General features: G+C 61.6%; 15 protein-coding genes, 6 pseudogenes and 1 other annotated feature. Of the genes and pseudogenes, 9 read left to right on the top strand and 12 right to left on the bottom strand.

The genetic code is table 11. The features are described from left to right. Position 1 precedes the first annotated feature (1 nt). The 3 genes and pseudogenes from BKA16_RS22750 to BKA16_RS22745 all read left to right on the top strand — a co-directional run. Positions 2-508 (top strand): annotated as a pseudogene (locus tag BKA16_RS22750) (DDE-type integrase/transposase/recombinase); the annotation flags it as partial. A gap of 325 nt (positions 509-833) precedes the next feature. Continuing rightward, positions 834-1,066: pseudogene (locus tag BKA16_RS23995) on the top strand (IS110 family transposase); the annotation flags it as partial. 142 nt (positions 1,067-1,208) lie between these two features. Continuing rightward, positions 1,209-2,960, top strand: coding sequence for a CocE/NonD family hydrolase (locus BKA16_RS22745; protein WP_183373287.1), 1,752 nt, complete (start codon positions 1,209-1,211; stop codon positions 2,958-2,960). 256 nt (positions 2,961-3,216) lie between these two features. Here BKA16_RS22745 and BKA16_RS22740 read toward each other — a convergent pair. Together BKA16_RS22740 and BKA16_RS22735 are read right to left on the bottom strand one after the other, a co-directional pair. Next, positions 3,217-3,420 (bottom strand): annotated as a pseudogene (locus BKA16_RS22740) (helix-turn-helix domain-containing protein); the annotation flags it as partial. 110 nt (positions 3,421-3,530) lie between these two features. Further along, positions 3,531-4,850: an ISL3 family transposase gene (locus BKA16_RS22735; RefSeq protein WP_183368939.1), complete on the bottom strand. Its 1,320-nt coding sequence runs from the start codon at positions 4,848-4,850 to the stop codon at positions 3,531-3,533. Between the two features lie 580 nt (positions 4,851-5,430). Between BKA16_RS22735 and BKA16_RS22730 the strand changes: the two are divergent. Beyond that, positions 5,431-5,565: pseudogene (locus BKA16_RS22730) on the top strand (IS3 family transposase); the annotation flags it as partial. Between the two features lie 197 nt (positions 5,566-5,762). Here BKA16_RS22730 and BKA16_RS22725 read toward each other — a convergent pair. Next, positions 5,763-5,912, bottom strand: coding sequence for a hypothetical protein (locus BKA16_RS22725; protein ID WP_183373286.1), 150 nt, complete (start codon positions 5,910-5,912; stop codon positions 5,763-5,765). Positions 5,913-6,302: 390 nt separating this feature from the next. On the opposite strand from BKA16_RS22725, the gene BKA16_RS22720 reads away from it, so the two are divergent. Together BKA16_RS22720 and BKA16_RS22715 are read left to right on the top strand one after the other, a co-directional pair. After that, a complete protein-coding gene (locus BKA16_RS22720) occupies positions 6,303-7,442 on the top strand; it encodes a tyrosine-type recombinase/integrase (protein WP_183373285.1) in 1,140 nt (379 codons plus the stop codon). Then, complete coding sequence (locus tag BKA16_RS22715) at positions 7,432-7,773, top strand: helix-turn-helix domain-containing protein (RefSeq protein WP_183373284.1); 342 nt, start codon at positions 7,432-7,434, stop codon at positions 7,771-7,773. The genes BKA16_RS22720 and BKA16_RS22715 overlap by 11 nt, the downstream gene beginning before the upstream one ends. Before the next feature lie 277 nt (positions 7,774-8,050). Here BKA16_RS22715 and BKA16_RS22710 read toward each other — a convergent pair. The 4 genes and pseudogenes from BKA16_RS22710 to BKA16_RS22695 all read right to left on the bottom strand — a co-directional run. Then, positions 8,051-8,545: pseudogene (locus BKA16_RS22710) on the bottom strand (transposase); the annotation flags it as partial. Between the two features lie 56 nt (positions 8,546-8,601). Then, positions 8,602-9,813, bottom strand: a complete 1,212-nt coding sequence (locus BKA16_RS22705) for an IS110 family RNA-guided transposase (protein ID WP_183370773.1) — start codon at positions 9,811-9,813, stop codon at positions 8,602-8,604. 302 nt (positions 9,814-10,115) lie between these two features. Continuing rightward, on the bottom strand, positions 10,116-10,538 hold the full coding sequence (locus tag BKA16_RS22700) for an IS3 family transposase (protein ID WP_183373283.1): 423 nt from the start codon (positions 10,536-10,538) through the stop codon (positions 10,116-10,118). Continuing rightward, positions 10,466-10,577, bottom strand: a sequence feature (AL1L pseudoknot). It overlaps the preceding gene by 73 nt. After that, a complete protein-coding gene (locus BKA16_RS22695; protein WP_183373282.1) occupies positions 10,535-10,849 on the bottom strand; it encodes a transposase in 315 nt (104 codons plus the stop codon). (Overlaps the previous feature by 43 nt.) Before BKA16_RS22695 ends, BKA16_RS22700 begins: the two co-directional genes overlap by 4 nt. 217 nt (positions 10,850-11,066) lie before the next feature. Between BKA16_RS22695 and BKA16_RS22690 the strand changes: the two genes are divergently transcribed. Next, positions 11,067-12,125 (top strand): hypothetical protein, encoded by a 1,059-nt coding sequence (locus BKA16_RS22690; protein WP_183373281.1) that lies wholly within the window; start codon positions 11,067-11,069, stop codon positions 12,123-12,125. 34 nt (positions 12,126-12,159) lie between these two features. Here BKA16_RS22690 and BKA16_RS22685 read toward each other — a convergent pair whose 3' ends face one another. The 5 genes from BKA16_RS22685 to BKA16_RS22665 form a co-directional block, all read right to left on the bottom strand. After that, complete coding sequence (locus tag BKA16_RS22685; protein ID WP_183373280.1) at positions 12,160-12,480, bottom strand: DUF6461 domain-containing protein; 321 nt, start codon at positions 12,478-12,480, stop codon at positions 12,160-12,162. Between the two features lie 38 nt (positions 12,481-12,518). Beyond that, positions 12,519-13,807, bottom strand: a protein-coding gene (locus BKA16_RS22680; protein WP_183369294.1) for an IS3 family transposase whose coding sequence is annotated in 2 segments (ribosomal slippage) — positions 12,519-13,513 and positions 13,513-13,807 — 1,290 coding nt in all. Because the reading frame shifts where the segments join, the coding sequence is not laid out codon by codon here. 246 nt (positions 13,808-14,053) lie between these two features. Further along, the gene (locus BKA16_RS22675; protein ID WP_183373279.1) at positions 14,054-14,893 is read right to left on the bottom strand and encodes a class I SAM-dependent methyltransferase; all 840 of its coding nucleotides are present in this window, start codon (positions 14,891-14,893) and stop codon (positions 14,054-14,056) included. A gap of 3 nt (positions 14,894-14,896) precedes the next feature. Next, positions 14,897-15,259 (bottom strand): VOC family protein, encoded by a 363-nt coding sequence (locus BKA16_RS22670; RefSeq protein ID WP_183373278.1) that lies wholly within the window; start codon positions 15,257-15,259, stop codon positions 14,897-14,899. Position 15,260: 1 nt separating this feature from the next. Beyond that, positions 15,261-15,443: a ribbon-helix-helix domain-containing protein gene (locus BKA16_RS22665; protein WP_183373277.1), complete on the bottom strand. Its 183-nt coding sequence runs from the start codon at positions 15,441-15,443 to the stop codon at positions 15,261-15,263. A gap of 561 nt (positions 15,444-16,004) precedes the next feature. Between BKA16_RS22665 and BKA16_RS22660 the strand changes: the two are divergent. Further along, positions 16,005-17,113, top strand: a pseudogene (locus BKA16_RS22660) (tyrosine-type recombinase/integrase). Continuing rightward, entirely contained in the window at positions 17,110-17,442 is a 333-nt protein-coding gene (locus BKA16_RS22655) for a helix-turn-helix domain-containing protein (protein ID WP_183373275.1), read from the top strand. The pseudogene BKA16_RS22660 and the gene BKA16_RS22655 overlap by 4 nt, the downstream one beginning before the upstream one ends. Positions 17,443-17,665 lie beyond the last annotated feature (223 nt).

The raw sequence follows: 17,665 nt of genomic DNA, 5'->3' as shown, positions 1-17,665 counted from the left end.
CTACGTCTCGACCTGGTCGGGGTGGGTGTATGTGGCGTTCGTGATCGACGCGTACGCCCGCAGGATCCTCGGCTGGTCGGCATCGATGTCGACGACCACCGACTTCGTGCTGCATGCCCTCGAACAGGCGGTGTGGACCCGGAATCGTTCTGGGGCAGCCGATTTCACTAATTTGGTACAGCATCACGACAAGGGGTCGCAGTACACCTCGATCCGGCACGGGCAGGCCCTGGCCGAGGCGGGTATCGCCGATTCCGTTGGGAGCACCGGGGATTCGTACGACAATGCCCTGGCGGAGACGATCAACGGGCTGTACAAGACCGAGTTGATCAAGCCGCGCAAGCCGTGGAAGACGGTCGATGAGGTCGAGATCGCCACCGCCGAGTGGGTCGACTGGTTCAATCACCGGCGGCTATACGAGTACTGCGGCGACGTCCCGCCGGTCGAGCTCGAGGCGGCGTACTACGCTCGTACAACGACGCCAAACCTCGTGGCGTCATCCGTTTGAGACAGTCTCCGGACACGCCGGGGCGGTTCACAGCCATCCGGACGGTTGGTGAGCCGGGTATCGAGCCCTCGTTTGCTGTCCGGCTCAGGGCACCTTTCCCGGACTCGAATATGTAAACAAGTATCCTGGACTGCCGACCAGTGCTGTTGCAGCACAAAGGTAGTGGTCCACGAGTCTGGTTTGCCCGGGATCAGTCTTACTGCTCTACTGCGCGCAGAGTCCGGGTACGCGGCGTAGTGCCTCCTCGGTGAGGTCTGAGATCTCACTCTGATCGAGTAGTCTCTGTCGGCAGACGTAGCGCGTCCACGAGGGTCCGCGACAGTGAGGTGAGCAGCCCGCCCGGTCGCGTAGCCGCAAACTCATACGGGTGATGTTTCTGGCTGCGTTCGCCGCGCTGCAGGACCCGACCAGTCGCGCCTTACTACGACCGCGAACGCGCCGAGGCAAGAAGCACAATGCCGCGTTATCTGTCTGGCACGTCGTCGCTACGACGTCCTCCTCTACGCCCTGCTCAAGAACAAGACCCTCCATCGCGCCCCCGCTGCTTCAGCCGCTTGACGAAGCCGTAGGGGCGCCCCCCCTCTTTGGGGGGTGTCTTTTGCAGTGCGCGTACTGCAATATGTGAGACACCTCACGGAAGGGTCGCAAGCCGCCCGCTGTCTATGTACGAGAGATCATTCAGGAAGGACCTAGTACACTCATGAACGATTCAACGAATACTTCTGTTCGAATAGATTTCGATCTAGGGGTACCTATGCGAGATGGCACACTACTGAAAACCGACGTCTGGATACCTGCCAGCGGCGGTCCGTCGCCAGCCCTACTCGTGAGAACGCCTTACGGCAAACATAATCTACAAGCTTTCGCGCATCCACTTCATCCTAATTTTTTCTCGCTCCTAAATTCAGGCTATGCGCTGGTATGGCAGGAATGCCGTGGCACCTCCAAGTCCGATGGGTCATTCAGTCCTATGGTAGATGATCCCAGAGATGGGGCCGACACGATTGAGTGGATTCGTAAACAAGATTGGTGTAATGGGTCGATTGGGTCCTATGGCCCATCTTATCTTGGATTTACCCAATGGGCGACGGCCTCGAAGCAACCAGAGGGCCTCGAGGCAATTGCGCCGATGATTACTAGCACTGACTATTACAGTGCTCCTTGGCATTCAGTCGGTGGCGCCCTCTCATTGCACACAGTGTTGTGGTGGTCGACCTCGATGGCTTTGGCGATGTCTGCCCGAGAAAACAGTGACACATCCCGAACATCGGCGCTTAATGCCATGCTGACAAGTCCAACAGAGTTTCTTAATCATACCCCGCTTCGCGACCAATCACTGTTGCTTGAAACCGTTGGTTGGTGGGAAGAGATTGTAGACCACCCGGAGCGAGATGAGTACTGGCGTAATCTTTCAGTTGCGGAAAAATTTGATCATATTAATACTCCCGCCATTCACGTTGGAGGGTGGTTCGATATCTTTGTGCAAGATACGACAAAAGCATATTGCGAACTTAGTGCTGGGCTTTCGGAAGGAGACAAGCGCGAGCGCCATCGACTTGTACTTGGTCCATGGGATCATCTGAATTTCACCGGGATTTACCCAGATCGGCAGTTCGGTCAATTCGGCAATGTCGAGGCCGCAAATCTCACAAGCACGTACTTGAACTTCTTCGACCGCTGGCTGAAGGGCGATACTTCAGCTACGCCCTCCATGGCCTCGCCAGTGCATATATTTGTAATGGGAATCGACCAGTGGCGCGGTGAAGAGGCTTGGCCACTTCCAGACACAACGTACACAGAGTTCTTTCTCGATAGCGATGGCCAGGCTGGTGTGAACATCGAAGCTGGCGTGCTTCGTCCCTCCTTTGCTACGGGCGCGGCGCTCGACAAGTATAGGTACGATCCCCGAGATGCAGTCCCGAGTGTCGGAGGACGGATGGTACTGCCTGCGACCGATGGAGGGGTGGGGCCTGCAAACCAATGGTCGGTCGAAAAGCGAGCGGATGTGCTCTGCTACTCAAGCCCCCCGTTGTCTGGGCCATTAGAGGTTACAGGGTACTTACGTCTAATTTTATACGTTTCTTCTTCCGCTTTTGACACCGATTTCACGGGGAAGCTTGTTGACGTCGACACGGACGGACGTCCACTCTATCTCTCGGATGGCATACTGAGGATGCGGTATAGGTCATCGCTGTCAAGCCCCGAGCTGATGACTCCCGGCGATGTTTATGAGGTGTCGCTTGACTTGGGCGTCACCTCAAATGTTTTTCTTCGTGGTCACCAAATCCGGCTGGAAGTGTCGAGTAGCAATTTCCCTCGCTACGATCGTAATACTAATACCGGCGGCATAATCGCTAATGAGGAAATCGAAAATTCTGTTGTTGCCAGTAATGTAATCCATCACAGCTCTAGGTATCCAAGCAGGCTAATACTGCCAGTAATTAACCGGTAATTGTTTGACTTGGCTATCCAGATTCCCAATTCTTTTCAAGCTGAATACGCCGCCGGAGGTAAGGGTCAGCATGCGCTCCATGCCGCAGCTTGGGCATGACCCGAACAGGCTCGTGGCATCGTAGAAGCACGAGTTGCGCACCTTGCCATCCGGCCACGTAACCGCAGCTTTACGCATGTGTCGCTGGCAGCGGACGCATTCCAGTTGGCCGTCGGTTGCTTTGGGTCGGCCTCGGACCGTGTTTCGGCGGCGGGGTTCAATCGTCGTCACTGATGATCCTCGCTCGGCGTGGGCGTACTGCCTTGTTGAGCTCGACGACGTTTTCGCGGCCAGCGCTGGCGGCCTTCTTTCGAGCGTTGGCTGCGGTGACAGTCACGAGATCCTCAGGGCCGCACTCAAAGATGTCACACAGAGCTGCAATGAGCTTGAGGGAGACACGTTCGGGACGCTGGTGCACTATGATCCGTCCCGGTGTTTCTGGAGGGTTCGTCTCAAGGGAGGATGAAACCTATGGCAGCGTCTGGATCGAAGTGGTATTCGGGGCTCTTCGCAGTTAACCGGGCAGTTCCTTTAGCAGTGGAACTGGATGCGCGCCCGCCGTTGTTTGCGGGTGCAGTGGAATCGTATCCTGCGGCGTGAGTTCTCGATGTTGCGGAATCCGCAGGCCGATCGTTTCACCTGCTTGACCAGCCGGTTGGTGCCTTCGGTGGCGGCGTTGGTGACCTGGGTGCGGATGAACGCGCAGATCCCGGGCCACCATGTTTCGATGGTACGGGCCAGTGTGTTGGCTTCGGGAACGTTGACCTGCGCACACAGGTCCAGGAACCGGTAGAGGCGTTCGCGGATCTGGCTATCGTCGACGCGCGGCCGACTCCGCGCCATCGCCAACAAGGCCCGGAGTTCCTCTTTGACGATGTACGCGGCGAAGATCTCGTTGCCCGGATCGTGCGCTCGCAGATCGGCGATCATCTTCTGATACTTGTTGTCCGACAACCGTTCTCGACCCATCAACAGTCTGCGGCGGTTGGCCCATTCCGGGTCCGTCGACCGGCCACGACGACCACGTCGGTCCCACGTGACCCGCCGACGGACCTTCGTGACCATCGCGTTGGCCAACTGCACGAGGTGGAAGTGATCGACGACCAGTTGCGCGTTCGGTAACGCGACCGCGACGGCCGCGGCATACGACGCGGCCGGATCGATCGCCACGTACTCGATCGCATCCCGAAACGGGGCCGGCTGCGCGGCCAGCCAGTCGATCACCACCGCACTGGTACGGCCGGTGACCTGCCCCAACAGTCCCTGATCGCCCGCCAGATCGACGAACCCGGTATCCCACGGATCGATCCGCACCCACCGACCATCACCGCCGCGGACCCACCTCGGTTTCCCACGGCGAGTCTCGTCGATCCCCAGCACCGACGTCGGGGCCGGATCGGTCAACGCCGTGGCGGCGATGTCGACGAACGCGCCGTGCGCGGTATGCCACGACACGCCGTGCCCGGCAGCGACCTCGGCGACCGACCGAGCGGCATCGCCGATCGCCCGCCCGATCGTCTCCCGCAACCGGGTCGTGGTCCGCCGACGACGCGGGACCTGCCCGATCGCTTCGGTGAACGACCCACGCGCGCACTCTGAGTTCACGCACCGCCACCGAATCTTGTTCCACCGCACCATGATCGGAGCATCCCCGTAGCCGATGTCGCGGGGCGTGCAGACGACCCGCTCCTTCACCGACGTCGACCGGACACCGCACCCCGGGCAGCACGAGGCCGCCGGATCACTGGTACCGACATCGACGATCCGCGTTCGCCCGTCCGGCCCGCCGACACTGACCCCGACGACCTCGACGCCTTCCAACCCCAACAACAACGACGTACCATGATCCACGGCCCCTGTTCCTCCGGTGCTCTGACTGTCTTGACAACATCCAGAATCACCGAGGCCAGGGGCCGCTCACGTCAACGACACGCCAAGCGCCTGACCAGGCATTGCCCGGTTAACTGCGAAGAGCCGGTATTCGGTGGAGTTGAAGCGCGACGCGGTGGACATGGTCGAGCAGTTGGTGGCCCACGGCTCCACACGGGGCGGCGATGGGCAAGGCCGCGGACTTGTTGGGAGTCGGCTCGGCGGAGACGGTTCGGCAGTGGGTACGTAAGGCACCGTCGTCGTCTGCTGCTGGCGGTGGTGCAGCGTACGCCGGTAGCGAGGAGATTCGACGGCTCAAGCGCGAGGTGGCCGAGCTCAGACGGGCCAACGGGATCTTGAAGGCGGCGTCGGCTTTCTTCACGGCCGAGACCGACCGGCCACACCGCTAATTGTGAAGTTCATCCGCACTCGCCAGGGGCATCGGGTGGGTGCGGATGGCCTTGTCTGGGGCGTTGATTCGATGTGCGCTGTGCTCTGCGAGCACGGATCTGAACCGTCCTGGGTCTGGTGGAGACCGTGATCTCACCAGGAGAATGCTGTTATGGGAGCACCACGGAAGTTTGACCAGGAGACGCGTGAGCGTGCCGTGCCGATGTATCAGGATCGGCTCGGCGAGGTGGGCGGGTCGAAGTCGGCGGCGCGCCGGCATGTCGCCGAGATGCTCGATATCAATCAAGACTAAGTCACATGGTTACTTGGTGTCAACGAGCTTCTCCGCCGTTCGAGCTAACTGCTGATGCCGGACGGGGGACTGCCCCCGATTTGGTTGACATCTGATCCGGGCGTTCGCGCAGACGTCACGATCGTCGTTGCCTGTCACCTCAGCGCGCGCTGCGGAAGGACCGCTGTCATCACCCCCAGGACCAGACGCATCTACCGGGCAGTGGGCGCCCGGTTGTCGACCAGCACGGCGTGGTTGATCGATCCCACCGTGGCGTCCACACGGCGCAGCCGCCCCAGTCGCACCCTGCTCACCATCCTCGCCGTGGCCGCCGTCCTCTGCGCCGAGATCGCCCTCCTCATCTGGCTCTCCACCCTGACCACGGCACCCAAACCTCAGCCGACCCGACCGACGGATTCGCGCTACATTTCGTCACATGTGATGAAATAGCTAAAGTCATTGCACCGCAGGCGATTCCGCGCCGATAACTTAGATTATGTTAAGTAGTAGTTTGGTTATCTGCACTGCGCGCGAATATCTCGGCCTCTTGTAACACCCCACACTATCCGGACCCCCCGGTCCCTACCTGCGGTTTTGGCAGCGCCGTAGCCGATGCTGCGAGGGGCTCAGTGCATGTCGAGGGCCGCCAGTCGTCAGGAGTTCGTAGCGTGCTCACCAGGCAATATCCATCATGTGGTTGCGTCTTCTGCAGTTGGACTGCAAAATATGCAGACGGTTGAAAGGCGGTTTCCATGGCAGAACGGGACATCGGCGGTCGTTTGATTTACCTCCCGGCTGGTGAGGCTGGTCCAGATTCTGAGTCTTTCCTGCGGGACGTACTCGAAGGCTGGCGGCGGGCGCAGCTTGCACAGAACTTCCGCCCTACCACCGCCGATCGCCGCATTAAGCTCATCCAGCGTATGGCCGACTTCGTTGGATCCCCTCCGTGGCAATGGTCGCCAAGTGATGCTGACGAGTTCTTCGCACACCTGCGCGGTGTGCGGAACCTGTCGCACGCGACGATTCGTGCCTATCAGTCGGATGTCAGACTGTTCCTGGAGTACGCGACGAACCCGTCTTACGAGTGGAATGAGAACTGTGGGAGGTTGTTTGGAACCGTCTTCTCGCAGGTGGTCACCGAGTTCAACCGCGCCACCCATGTCCAAACCAACGACACCAAGGCCAAGCGACGTCCGTTCACCTTGCCGGAGTTGCAGCAGTTCTTCGATCTCGCCGATCTCGAGCCGGAGCGAATTCTCCACTCAGGACGCAAAGGGGCGCTCGCCGCTTGGCGCGATGCGGTGGCGTACAAAACTCTGTACGGTTGGGGGCTTCGGTCGAACGAAGGCCGGCGCCTTCAACTCGTCGACTTCTCGCGCAACGCCCGGGCCCCCGGGTTCAACGAGTGTGGCCTGTTACGTGTTCGTCACGGCAAACCGATGCGCGCTTCGCCGGCCAAGCAACGCACCGTCCTGACGGTTTTCGACTGGACCGCAGAAGCGGTGCAGCACTGGGTGACCTTTGGGCTCCCTCGCTACGGACGACCCGTGAACGACCTCTTCCCCACCGATCGGGGCGGAATTGTCGCCGGCCGAGACCTCTTAAAACGGATGCGAAACCTGGTCGATGAGCTCGGATTTCCCCCAGGACTCGACCTCCACTCGCTGCGGCGTGCCTATGCCACCCATCTACAAACCGAGTACGGATACGACCTGAGCTTCGTCCAGATGCAGCTCGGTCACGAGCATGCGGCAACAACCTCGATCTACACGATCGCCTCCCCCGACTACCGGTCCCGGCACTTGGAGCAGGTGCTGGCAGAGACGCTTCGCCGCAGCAGCGGCGACAACGGAGTCGGCAGTGCAACAGGAAGGACCGACAGTGAAACGTGAAATCCAATACCAATGGCGCGTGCGCGAGCACATGGCACGGGTCGGGATGAAGAACAGCCGCGACCTGGTGGAACCATTGCGAGACAGAGGCATCACCCTCTCCGAATCCCAGATCTACCGGATCGTGGGACAAGAACCCGAGCGCATCGCGTTCAGCGTTCTCGCAGCACTCTGTGACATCTTCGGAGTCGAGGCTGGCGATCTCGTGACCTACACCGCCATAGATTCCGCTCGGCGGCGAGACAAGCGGGCCGTGAACTCTCCCACCGACGTGCCGCTCCTCGACGCGTATCGACCGGTCCGAGCCCGAATCGTTGACGACGATGACTGATCGACGCCGCGGCCGCCCACGGACACTCGGTGGAGCCTGGACATGCGACCGCTGCAAGCTGCCTGTGTCGAAGCACCGAGTCCGCTGGCCCAGTGAATGGCTCTGCGGCGCCTGCTACACCACTGCAGTGCGGACCTACGGTCGTTGCGCGTTGTGCGGCGCAGACCGCATGACGCCGGGGAGATCGAACGAGGGACAGCCGATCTGCCGCGAGTGCGCCGGAATCACCACAGCCCTCGATTGCATACACTGAAGCGCCCTGGGTTTAGTTCCGTGGTTAGACGGTCGCGGGCGCGGTCGTCGTGGGGTGAGTGTACGACGCTTCGACCTCGGCGGGTGTCCGATAGTTGAGCGCTTCGTGCAGGCGCGTGTTGTTCCACCAGCTGACCCAGCCCAGCGTCGCAATCTCGACCGCGGTCACCGTTGGCCAGATCCGCTCACGGTGGATGAGTTCGGCCTTGTAGAGGCCGTTGACAGTCTCTGCCAGAGCATTGTCGTAGCTGTCGCCGACGGTCCCGACCGAGGCGCGCACGCCGGCGGTGATGAGCGCATCGGAGTACGCCAGCGATACGTATTGACTGCCGTGGTCGCTGTGGTGGATCAGACCGCCGCCAGTCTTGTGCACTTTCGTGGTGATCAGTGCTTGCTCGAGGGCCTGCATCGGCAGAGACTGCGTGTGCAGAGTCGCCGCGACGGCCCAGCCTACGATCTTGCGGGTGCATACATCAGTGATGAACGCCGTGTAGCAGAAACCCGTCGGGATGCGAACATAGACATCCCACGCCAGTCAGATGTCAAGTAGGCAGTGGTGGTGGTTGGTGTTCGGGGTTACGCGGCGGCGGGTGTGGCAGCTCGCGGCCACGCGGCAGTGTCGTCCCAGGATTGATCGTGCTGCAGGCACCACCACAGGCGCCCGAGGAGCTTGTTGGCCAAGGCTCGCAGTGCGGCGTTGTGGTGGTCTCCGACAGCACGGCGATGGTCGTAGTACTCGCGGGCCGGCGCTGACCATGTCAGCGCTGCGAACGCCCACCAGTGGCAGGCATCGGCCAGACGCCTGTTGCGGACTTTGCGGGCCTTGACGTAGTGCGAGCGGCCTGACGCGATCGTCACCGGCGCTGTTCCTGCGAAAGATCGCAGTCCCGTTGGTGAGCTGAAGCGCTTTGGGTCATCGCCGATTTCGGCGAGAATACGCGCACCGAGAACACCTCCGAGGCCGGGGACCGAGTCGATGATGTCCGCTTGAGGATGCTCGGCGAATGCGGTGACGAGTTCACGCTCGAGCACTGCGACGGCATCGAGCATCGCCACGATGATCGCGACCAGACTGGCTACGGTATGACCTAAGGCCACCTCCACAGCATCCGGCTGCCGCAGCCCGGGGGCGTGCAGATCGCTATGGATCTGGGTTACCAGGGCGGGGTCGTTGCGTCGGCCAACCCTTTTGAGCGCGTTGCTGATCCGCGGGCGAGTCAGCTTCGCCGCATCCGTGGGGGTGGGCGCTATTGAAAGAACCTCCATCGCCGCTCGGTGCTTGAGCTTCGGAAATGCTTGCAACGCTTGAGGATAGAACTCCAGTAGCACCGAACGCAGCCGACTGATCGTCTGATTCTGCGCCCAGATCGCTTCCTGATGCTGACGCGCCAGCGCCTTGATCGCCTGCTGCTGCTCGCTGTTGGCTGGCAGCCGACGATGCTGGTGACGGTCAGTGCGCACGATGTCGGCGAGCACCGCGGCATCACGCGAATCGGACTTGTTGCCCGCCTGTCCGTGGCGTTCGCGGTACCGCGCGACGGCCCGCGGATTGATCGGATACACGGTGAAACCCGCGCCAGCCAACGCCACAACCAGAAGATTCTTATCGGTCTCGATCGCGATCGGCACGTCGTCCGCAGTGCCGCCATGGTCAGCGACCATCGCCAGGAGTTCGGCAAAACCGTTGGGGTCATGAGTGATTCGCCGACGTTCAATGATGAAGCCGGAGTCGTCCATCAACGCTATGTCGTGATGGTCCTCGGCCCAGTCGATACCGCACGTGATCATCGAGCACATCCTTTCCGATGCCATCCGCCAGTAGGTCCGGCGAATCGATGAGCTCGGAGAGCGGGCGGCGACCTAATGGCGGCACTCTCGGTGCGGCATCTCACAAGCCGAACACGCACCTCCGCGGCGGACTGATGGGGTCACCGTCTACGTTCAGACCTCGGCACGCATCCGTGAACTCAACTGTCAGTAATCACCCACCAGCAGCTCGGTTCAACCATGCACCGGAATCGGTAAAATCTCAGTGACCACCCACCAGCCGCCATGTCGTCCCGCCCAGATGTGCGGACCCGACACTCCCATTAGGTGATGTCGGCGACCCACAAGCGGTTCGGACCGGCCGCGGCGAACTCGCGCTTGACCAGATCCGGGCGGCCATCGGGCGACTCAGCTCGGGTGGTAGTCATAGGCGTGCGGCCCCGACGAACTCCGTGCAGGCCAGCGGTTTTCATTAGCCTGGCGGTCTGATCTCGACCGATGTCCCAGCCGGCTCGGCGCATCGCGTGATGCATCTTGCGGTATCCGTACACGCTGTAGTTCTCGGCGTGAATCCGCTGCATGTCCTCGATCAGCATTCGATCACGCACCGCTCGAGTGCTGGCCGGACGGGATTTCGCGGCTCGATAGCCACGGGAGGTGAGAAACCCACAATCTGCCGTCTGGAGTACCCGGCAGATGGCCTCGACCCCGAACTGATCGCGGTACGTGTCGATGAACGCGATCATTTCGTCGTGGGGCGGTCGAGTTCCGCGGCGAAAAACGCCGACGCCGCTTTCAAGATCTCGTTCGCTCGGCGTGATTCGGCCAGTTCGCGGCGAAGTCGGCGATTCTCCTGCTCGAGCGACTCCTGCGGGTCGGCGTGTGCGTCGGTCGGACCGTAACGGTTGCACCAGATCCGCAGGGTTTCCACACCGACCCCCAGCTGCGGCGCCACAGCGCGGATCGACTCTGCTCGCGGGCCCCCTTCCAGGGCCTGACGGTCGTAGACCATCCGTACCGCGCGGTCGCGGGTCTCCGCACTGAACTTCTTAGGCATGTTTCCGATTCTCCTTCATCAGACTCGGAACTAAACCCAGGGCGCTTCACACTGTGGTCGCGAAGCCGAGCGCTTGCGCGGGGGGCACTGCGCACGGTGCGTTGCCACCGCAGACCTTACCGCCGTACTGAAACCGAACGATCCCCCGGACCTCCGGCTCAAGCGGCTTGTCGTGGAGCTCGCTAACGTGTCTCGCCCTGAAAGCATTATTACCTGGATGCGCGGCAAGGCCGCCGCCGATCTTCTCGAGAAAATCGGCAATCGTGAACTAGCACTGTCTCATTCAGCGTTCGACGAACTGCCACCTGGCCGACACGTCGAACACCTGCGCGATATGCTCGTGTGGTATCACATCATGCCGGACCGCGGCGACCCCCGTCTCGCCCGGTTCGAGATGTGGCTCGACAACCGACTGGACAGCCTCGCTGACCGTCCTGAAGTGCGGGCCCCACTCGAACAGTTCGCCCGATGGCATCACCTGCGACGCATACGCGACAATCAAGTTCGCAACATGGACAACGCCACCCGCAATGCGAAGCAAGAGATCACCGAAACCGGCAAGTTCCTGATCTGGCTCGGCGACGAGTACCAGATCAGTGTCGACTCCCTCACCCAAGACCACGTCGATGAGTACTTCACAACCGGCACCAGAACGCGCATGGCCGCCCGCAACTTCCTTCAGTGGCGGGCCAAGACAGGCATCGGAAAGCGCTACACCCTCAAGTACCGCGAGGCACAAGACACACCAGTCGCATCATCCCGGGAACGGCTTCAGGTCATTCGAAAGGTTCTCGAGTCTGACACGGTAGTCCTCGGCAACCGCATCGCGGCGCTGTTGTTTCTTCTGTATGCCCTACCTGTGCGCCGAATCGCCGAACTCCGAATTGACCAAATCGACGTCACACCAACGGGTCTCACGCTGAGCATCGGCGATCAGCCTGCACCAGTTCCTGGACCGCTGTTACCACTTTTTCACGAGTACTTGGCGTCTCGCGCACATCGAGGCACGACGAACAACGAGTCGCCGTGGTTCTTCCCTGGGACTCGAGCAGGCCACCACGTCACCGAGCAATCACTCCTCAAGACGATAAGAGACAGATTCGGTATCAACATCCGCGCAGTTCGCAATGCGGTGCTGCATGATCTCACCCAAGAGATCGACGCGGCGTCGTTGGCCGGACTCCTCGGCTACAGCAGCCAGATTATGAACATCCACGCGGCACGGTCGGGTGTGCCGATGGCGAATTACCCTGCGCTCCACTCGCCCGGCAAATAGCCCGCGGAAGGCGATGGTGACTGCTCGGACGACATCATCTACCGAACCCGAACGATACTGAGTATAGGAACTCCGGCGTTACGCTTACGCCTAGATAGTTGCCGGCCATCGCGAACGAGGATTCTGGAACGTGGAAGAGTCCATCATGGATGGCTTTACCGGTCTCAGGATCGATCCCAACCTCGGTCATCCGGGATACCCGGGGTGCAAGCAGTGGATCCCCTCCGAACTTATATCGCATGAGTGGATCGAAGCCAACTATGTTCTTCCCGTCCTCCCACACGAGAAGCGAGGAGACCGATTCAACATCCTTTGAGCGTGTAAGCACTTGTCCACCGACCGACAGCTCACGCATCGGTGGCGTCCTGATCCATCCCGGTGTTTCCGGAGAGCTCAGGTCGTGAGTGCCTCCTCCGGATTGAGGGTGGCGATCCGATCGTAGTGGAGTCGCTCGGCGTGGTCGGGGGTGAGGTCGTGGCAGTAGCTGTGAGGCCGCTGCCGGTTGTAGAACGCGACCCATTCGGCGGTGGCCAGTGACAGTTCCGCGACGCCGTGGAATCGGGGCTGGTTGTCGACGAGTTCGTTCTTGTAGTCGGCGTTGACCGATTCGGCTAACGCGTTGTCGTAGCTGTCACCGATGCTGCCGATCGAGGCGGCGATCCCCGCTGCGGCCAGCCGTTGCCCGAACGCGAGAGCCGTGTACTGCGACCCCGCATCGCTGTGATGAATCAGATGATCGAAAGCCGTTGTGCCACAACGTTTCCGGTTGTCAATCGCGTTGTCGATAGCGGTGGTGACCAGGTCGGAGGTCATCTCCGCGGCGACTTTCCAGCCGACGATCTTGCGGGCGAAGACGTCGGTGACGAACGCGGTGTAGGCCCAGCCGCCGACGGTGCGGCAGTAGGTGAAGTCGGCCACCCACAGCCGGTTGGGTGCGGCCGCGTAGAAGTGGCGGTCGACCAGGTCGGCCGGCCGGTGATGCTCGGGGTTGGGGGTCGTGGTGCGCGGGGACTTTTTCTTCGACGCCCCGCGCCAGCCCATCTCACTCATGAGACGCTCGACGGTGCAGCGCGCCACATCAATTCCATTGCTGCGCAATATGATCCATGTCTTGCGTGAGCCCAGGACGCGGGTCAGCGGGTGCTGCCGGCGCATGGTGAAAATCGCGTCGATGACGCGAGCATCCGCCCGCATGCGCGCCGACGGACTCCGCCGACGGTACTCGTAGTACGTGGACGGGGCGATGGCCATACCGTGCTCGGTGAGCACCTGGCACATCGAATCGACTCCCCAGACAAGACCATCGGCGCCCACCCGGTTTCCCTGGTGAGCGCCGATGAACCCCACGATCAGCGATGTGGCCGGTCGATCTCGGCCGCGAAGAAAGCTGATGCCGCCTTCAGGATGCCGTTGGCACGTTTGAGTTCGGCGACTTCCTTGCGGAGCCGACGCACCTCCTCAGCCGTATCGGCCGAAGCGCCGCCCGAGGAGACCGAGGCGGCCCCGACGCCGGGGGCCTTACGCACCCACTGGCGCACCGTTTCGGCTGCGCCCACACCGAGCAGGTCCGCGGTCTTCTTCATCGCCGCCCACTCCGTCGAACCCTGACCCACCAACTCCACCACCATCGTCACCGCGTCACGCTTCAACTCCGCCGAGTAGTGCTTCGTTCCTGCTGCCATGAGATCCATCTTCCCTTGAGACGAACCCTCCGGAAATCCCGGGACGGATCATCCAGAAGATGGTGTAAAAACGGTGCGAGATCCAGTCTCGTCTCAGAGTGTATGCGTTCAATAGCGGTCCGGGGGTCGCCGGTCCGATTGACTCCGGCATCCGCTGCCAGGTCACCCACCACCGATCCCGGCCTTCCGTCCCCAGGTACGGGGCAGATGCTGACCACAAAGCACTGACAAGCCTGGTCGACAGAACTATCCGCCGCCAACGGTGGCGATCACGAGGTCTTCGCCGCCGATAGGGCTGAGCCCATCGTGACGGTCAGCAAAGTAGCGGTTGTGCAAGTCAGCGGACGTCTCTGTGTGTACGTCGCCGAATCCGGCGTCACGCGCAAGGCTGGCCGCTTCGTCAGGGGTCAGCAGGCTCAGCCAGGGATGCCCCGATGCCGCAGCCCCCTTGGCGGCACCCTCCAAGATCGGGCGGATCTCCGGTGGCGCCATCTCGATGGGGCGCGAGTAGCTGAAGACCATCACCGAGCCGGCGGCAAGCGAGGCAGCCGCGCGTAGCGTCGCCGAGATCGCCTCACGCGTGAGATACATCGTCACGCCGAGCATCGACACGACCGTTGGGATAGCGGGGTCGAGGCCCGCAGCTACTACCTTGTCGAGCCATGACTCTCCGGCCTCGAAGTCGACCGGTACCAGGCGCAGTCGCTCCGGGACCAGCAGTCCGAGATCGTCCAGCCGCTCCCGCTTCCAGGCCTGGGTAGCAGGGGCATCGACCTCGAACACGCGCACCGTCCTCTTGTCCCGCTGTGCGAAGGTGTCCAGGCCAGCCCCCAGAACCACGTACTGCTGCACGCCAGAACTCGTCACCGTGTCTTCGGTAACGCGGGCCCGGGCCACGATCGAGGAACGGTTGGGCCCGGTACGTTCCGGGTCCATATCGGGGCGTGTCTGCCAGTCATCGTCATCCACGCCCGCGATCTGCAAGCTCAGCGTGTCGTCGAGCACATGCGGCGGCTTATCAATGAGCACGTGCAGTGCGCGCCACATTGCTGTACGGACCGCCGTCGAATCAGGTTCCATGCGCATGGTTCAGTCCCGGTCTCGGGGCTCGTCGGGCATCGGAGCCTGAAGGCCCCAGACTCGTCCGTCGGGGTCGCATATCGTAGTCATCCGAGTACCGAAATGCGTCTCCTCGAACGGGCCGTCGACGCCCAGTTCACTGAGGCCGGCTTGGGCCGCGTCGGCGTCAGGCACGCTCAGGACAAGTTGGAGGCCCGGGTCGCGGTCCGCGGGGATTTCCGCGATGAACAGCGGTGGCCCGGCCTTGCTGCGCAGCTGCCCGGAGTTGTGGTCGGTCTCGAACTCAATCTCGTAGCCCAGACTCTGGAAGAACCGGGCTGACTTTCCCCAGTTCCGTGTCTCCAAGAACACAGCCTCGATGCCCTCAGTCATATCAGTTCCTCTCTCGCTTCCCTGGCCCATCTTTCGCGCCGTCTGCCCGGTCCAGGTGGGCGCGGAGCGCGTCGGTCACGATCGCGCTCAGCGACAGCTCAGACTCGATCGCGTGGTGCTTGAGCCGCTTGATCAGCTCGACCGGCAGGTACACGTTGAATTGTTTGACTTCACCGCTACCCATGCGAACGATGCTAGCATCCTAGAATAATAGGTGCCGAGCCTGTCGGTCGCTCGCAGCGGTGAAGCGCCGATCCGAGTCGGTGTGCCGCCAGTTGCAGGGCAGATGTTGGTCGATGCAGTCCTAAGGCAGTGGCCGTGTCGGGATACGGCGATCGCGCCACGACCTGCCAGGCGATTCTCTGTTCGTCCCACCGCGCGCCGACATACAGCCGTGGACTCGTTTGCGTGCGCCAAAGGGCCGACGAGTTCGCTTTGACCGCACGCCACGCGAGCGCGACCACTCCAATAAGTCAGAATTCAATAACAGTCTTATCCAGTGAAGCTCTGCGTATTACAACAGATGAATCAGTCGCCCACCCGGCGCGCACCCCGCTCCGCGCATTGCTCTGACCTGCGGAAAGCGACTCTGCATGGAGCCTCTGATACCGCCTAGGCAGCGAGTTGCGACCCCAGGAGCATCACAACATCCTCTTCGGGCAATGTTTTTGACCTGCACCTATTGCCTTCAAGTCTCATCTGATGCATCATTGATTCATCGGATGAAACCTTTTGGGAGGTTCCGATGCAGATCGACGAGGTCGGACGCGTCCACTTGGTGAAGTCTGTCCCGCTGTTACGCCCGAAGAACGAGTCGTCGAGCTGATGCTCGATGGCTGGCGAAACCAACAACTGTCGCGGAATCTGCAGTTCGAGACGATCGATCAACGAGCGCGATGCGTCCACCGGTTCATCGCGCATTGCAACGAGGAGCCCTGGAACTGGACGCCTGCGATGGTCGAGGAGTTCTCCGCTGATCTGCGCTCGATCCACCACGTTGCGCACTCAACCTTGCGGGGATATCACAACGCGTTGCGGGCGTTCTGCTCCTACGTCAGCAATCCTGACTACGGGTGGGATCGGGTCTGTGAAGCCCTGTTCGGCACCCACCCGGCGCAGGTGTTCTCCGAGTGGAACACCGCACGTCACATCCAGGAGTATGACGGGCAGCCGACCAAACGCCCGTACACGCGCGAAGAACTCGATGCGCTGTTCGAGTACGCGGACGAGGAAGTCGCCCGGGTCGGTGCGACCGCCCGCAAAGGATGGCAGGCCGCATACCGTGATGCGACGATGATGAAACTCGCGTACGCCTACGGCCTCCGGTTCGTCGAGGTCAGCCACCTACAGACGGTCGACTTCGCCCGCAACCCTCACGCGCGCGAGTTCGGCAAGTTCGGCGTCTGCAAAGTCCGATACGGAAAATCGCACAGAGGATCGCCGCCCAAGCCACGTTCGGTGCTGACAGTGTGGCACTGGACGCCACCGATCATCGACGACTGGCTCGAGAACGGCCGAGGCCATCCCGACAGCCTGGATGTCTTCCCGAGCGAGCGCAGTGGGCTCGTCAGTGAGTCGACGCTGATCCGACGGCTCCACCGGTACCGCACCGCACTGGGAATCCCCAAAGCAGTAGATCTGCACTCGTTCCGACGCTCGTACGCCACGCACTTACTGGAAGCCGGTTGGGACCCACGATTCGTTCAGGACCAGATGGGCCACGAACACGCATCGACCACCGGGATCTACCAATTCACCTCCGACCAGTTCCGTCAATCGACTCTGCGATCGGCGTTGGATCAGACAATGAAAGAGGCACTGCGCAGCGCAGAGAAGGGCGGCAAGAAGCAATGAAGCGAAGAGTCGACTACACCTGGCGCCTGGCCGAGCTGATGGCCGCACGCGGGATGAACAACACGACCGACCTGATCCCCCTGCTAGCCGAACGCGACATCTCCCTCTCGCGCCCGCAGGTCTACCGCCTGGTCAACCAGCGTCCCGAACGCGTCTCGCTGCAACTACTTTCCGCTCTCTGCGACGTCTTCAGCTGCGGCCCAGATGATCTACTCACGGTCACGGCAGTCAATGCGCGCGAACACAAGAAGGCCAGCAACGCCGGCCCGAATGTCGTCTCACTCGACCGGACGGCGCGCCCACGCCGCGCCAACATCCTCGACGAGTAGACACCCGCGATGAGGTGAACGTCATGGACCCAGACGGGCTCATCCCCCACTACTCGGTTCGCGGTCGACCGCGATTGACCGACGGCTACTGGGCGTGCGACCGATGCGGACGATCCACGACCCGCATCCAGGCACACTGGCCAGAGGGACGCGTCTGCTTCACCTGCTGGTTCACCGCCATCCACACCCACGGCATCTGCCCGCCCTGCGGAGCCGACCGACT

It is taken from the genome of Gordonia humi (genome assembly GCF_014197435.1).
Taxonomy (GTDB): domain Bacteria; phylum Actinomycetota; class Actinomycetes; order Mycobacteriales; family Mycobacteriaceae; genus Gordonia; species Gordonia humi.
The sequence above is the reverse complement of the archived record's forward strand: the minus strand, read 5'-3'. Positions and strand labels throughout refer to the sequence as shown.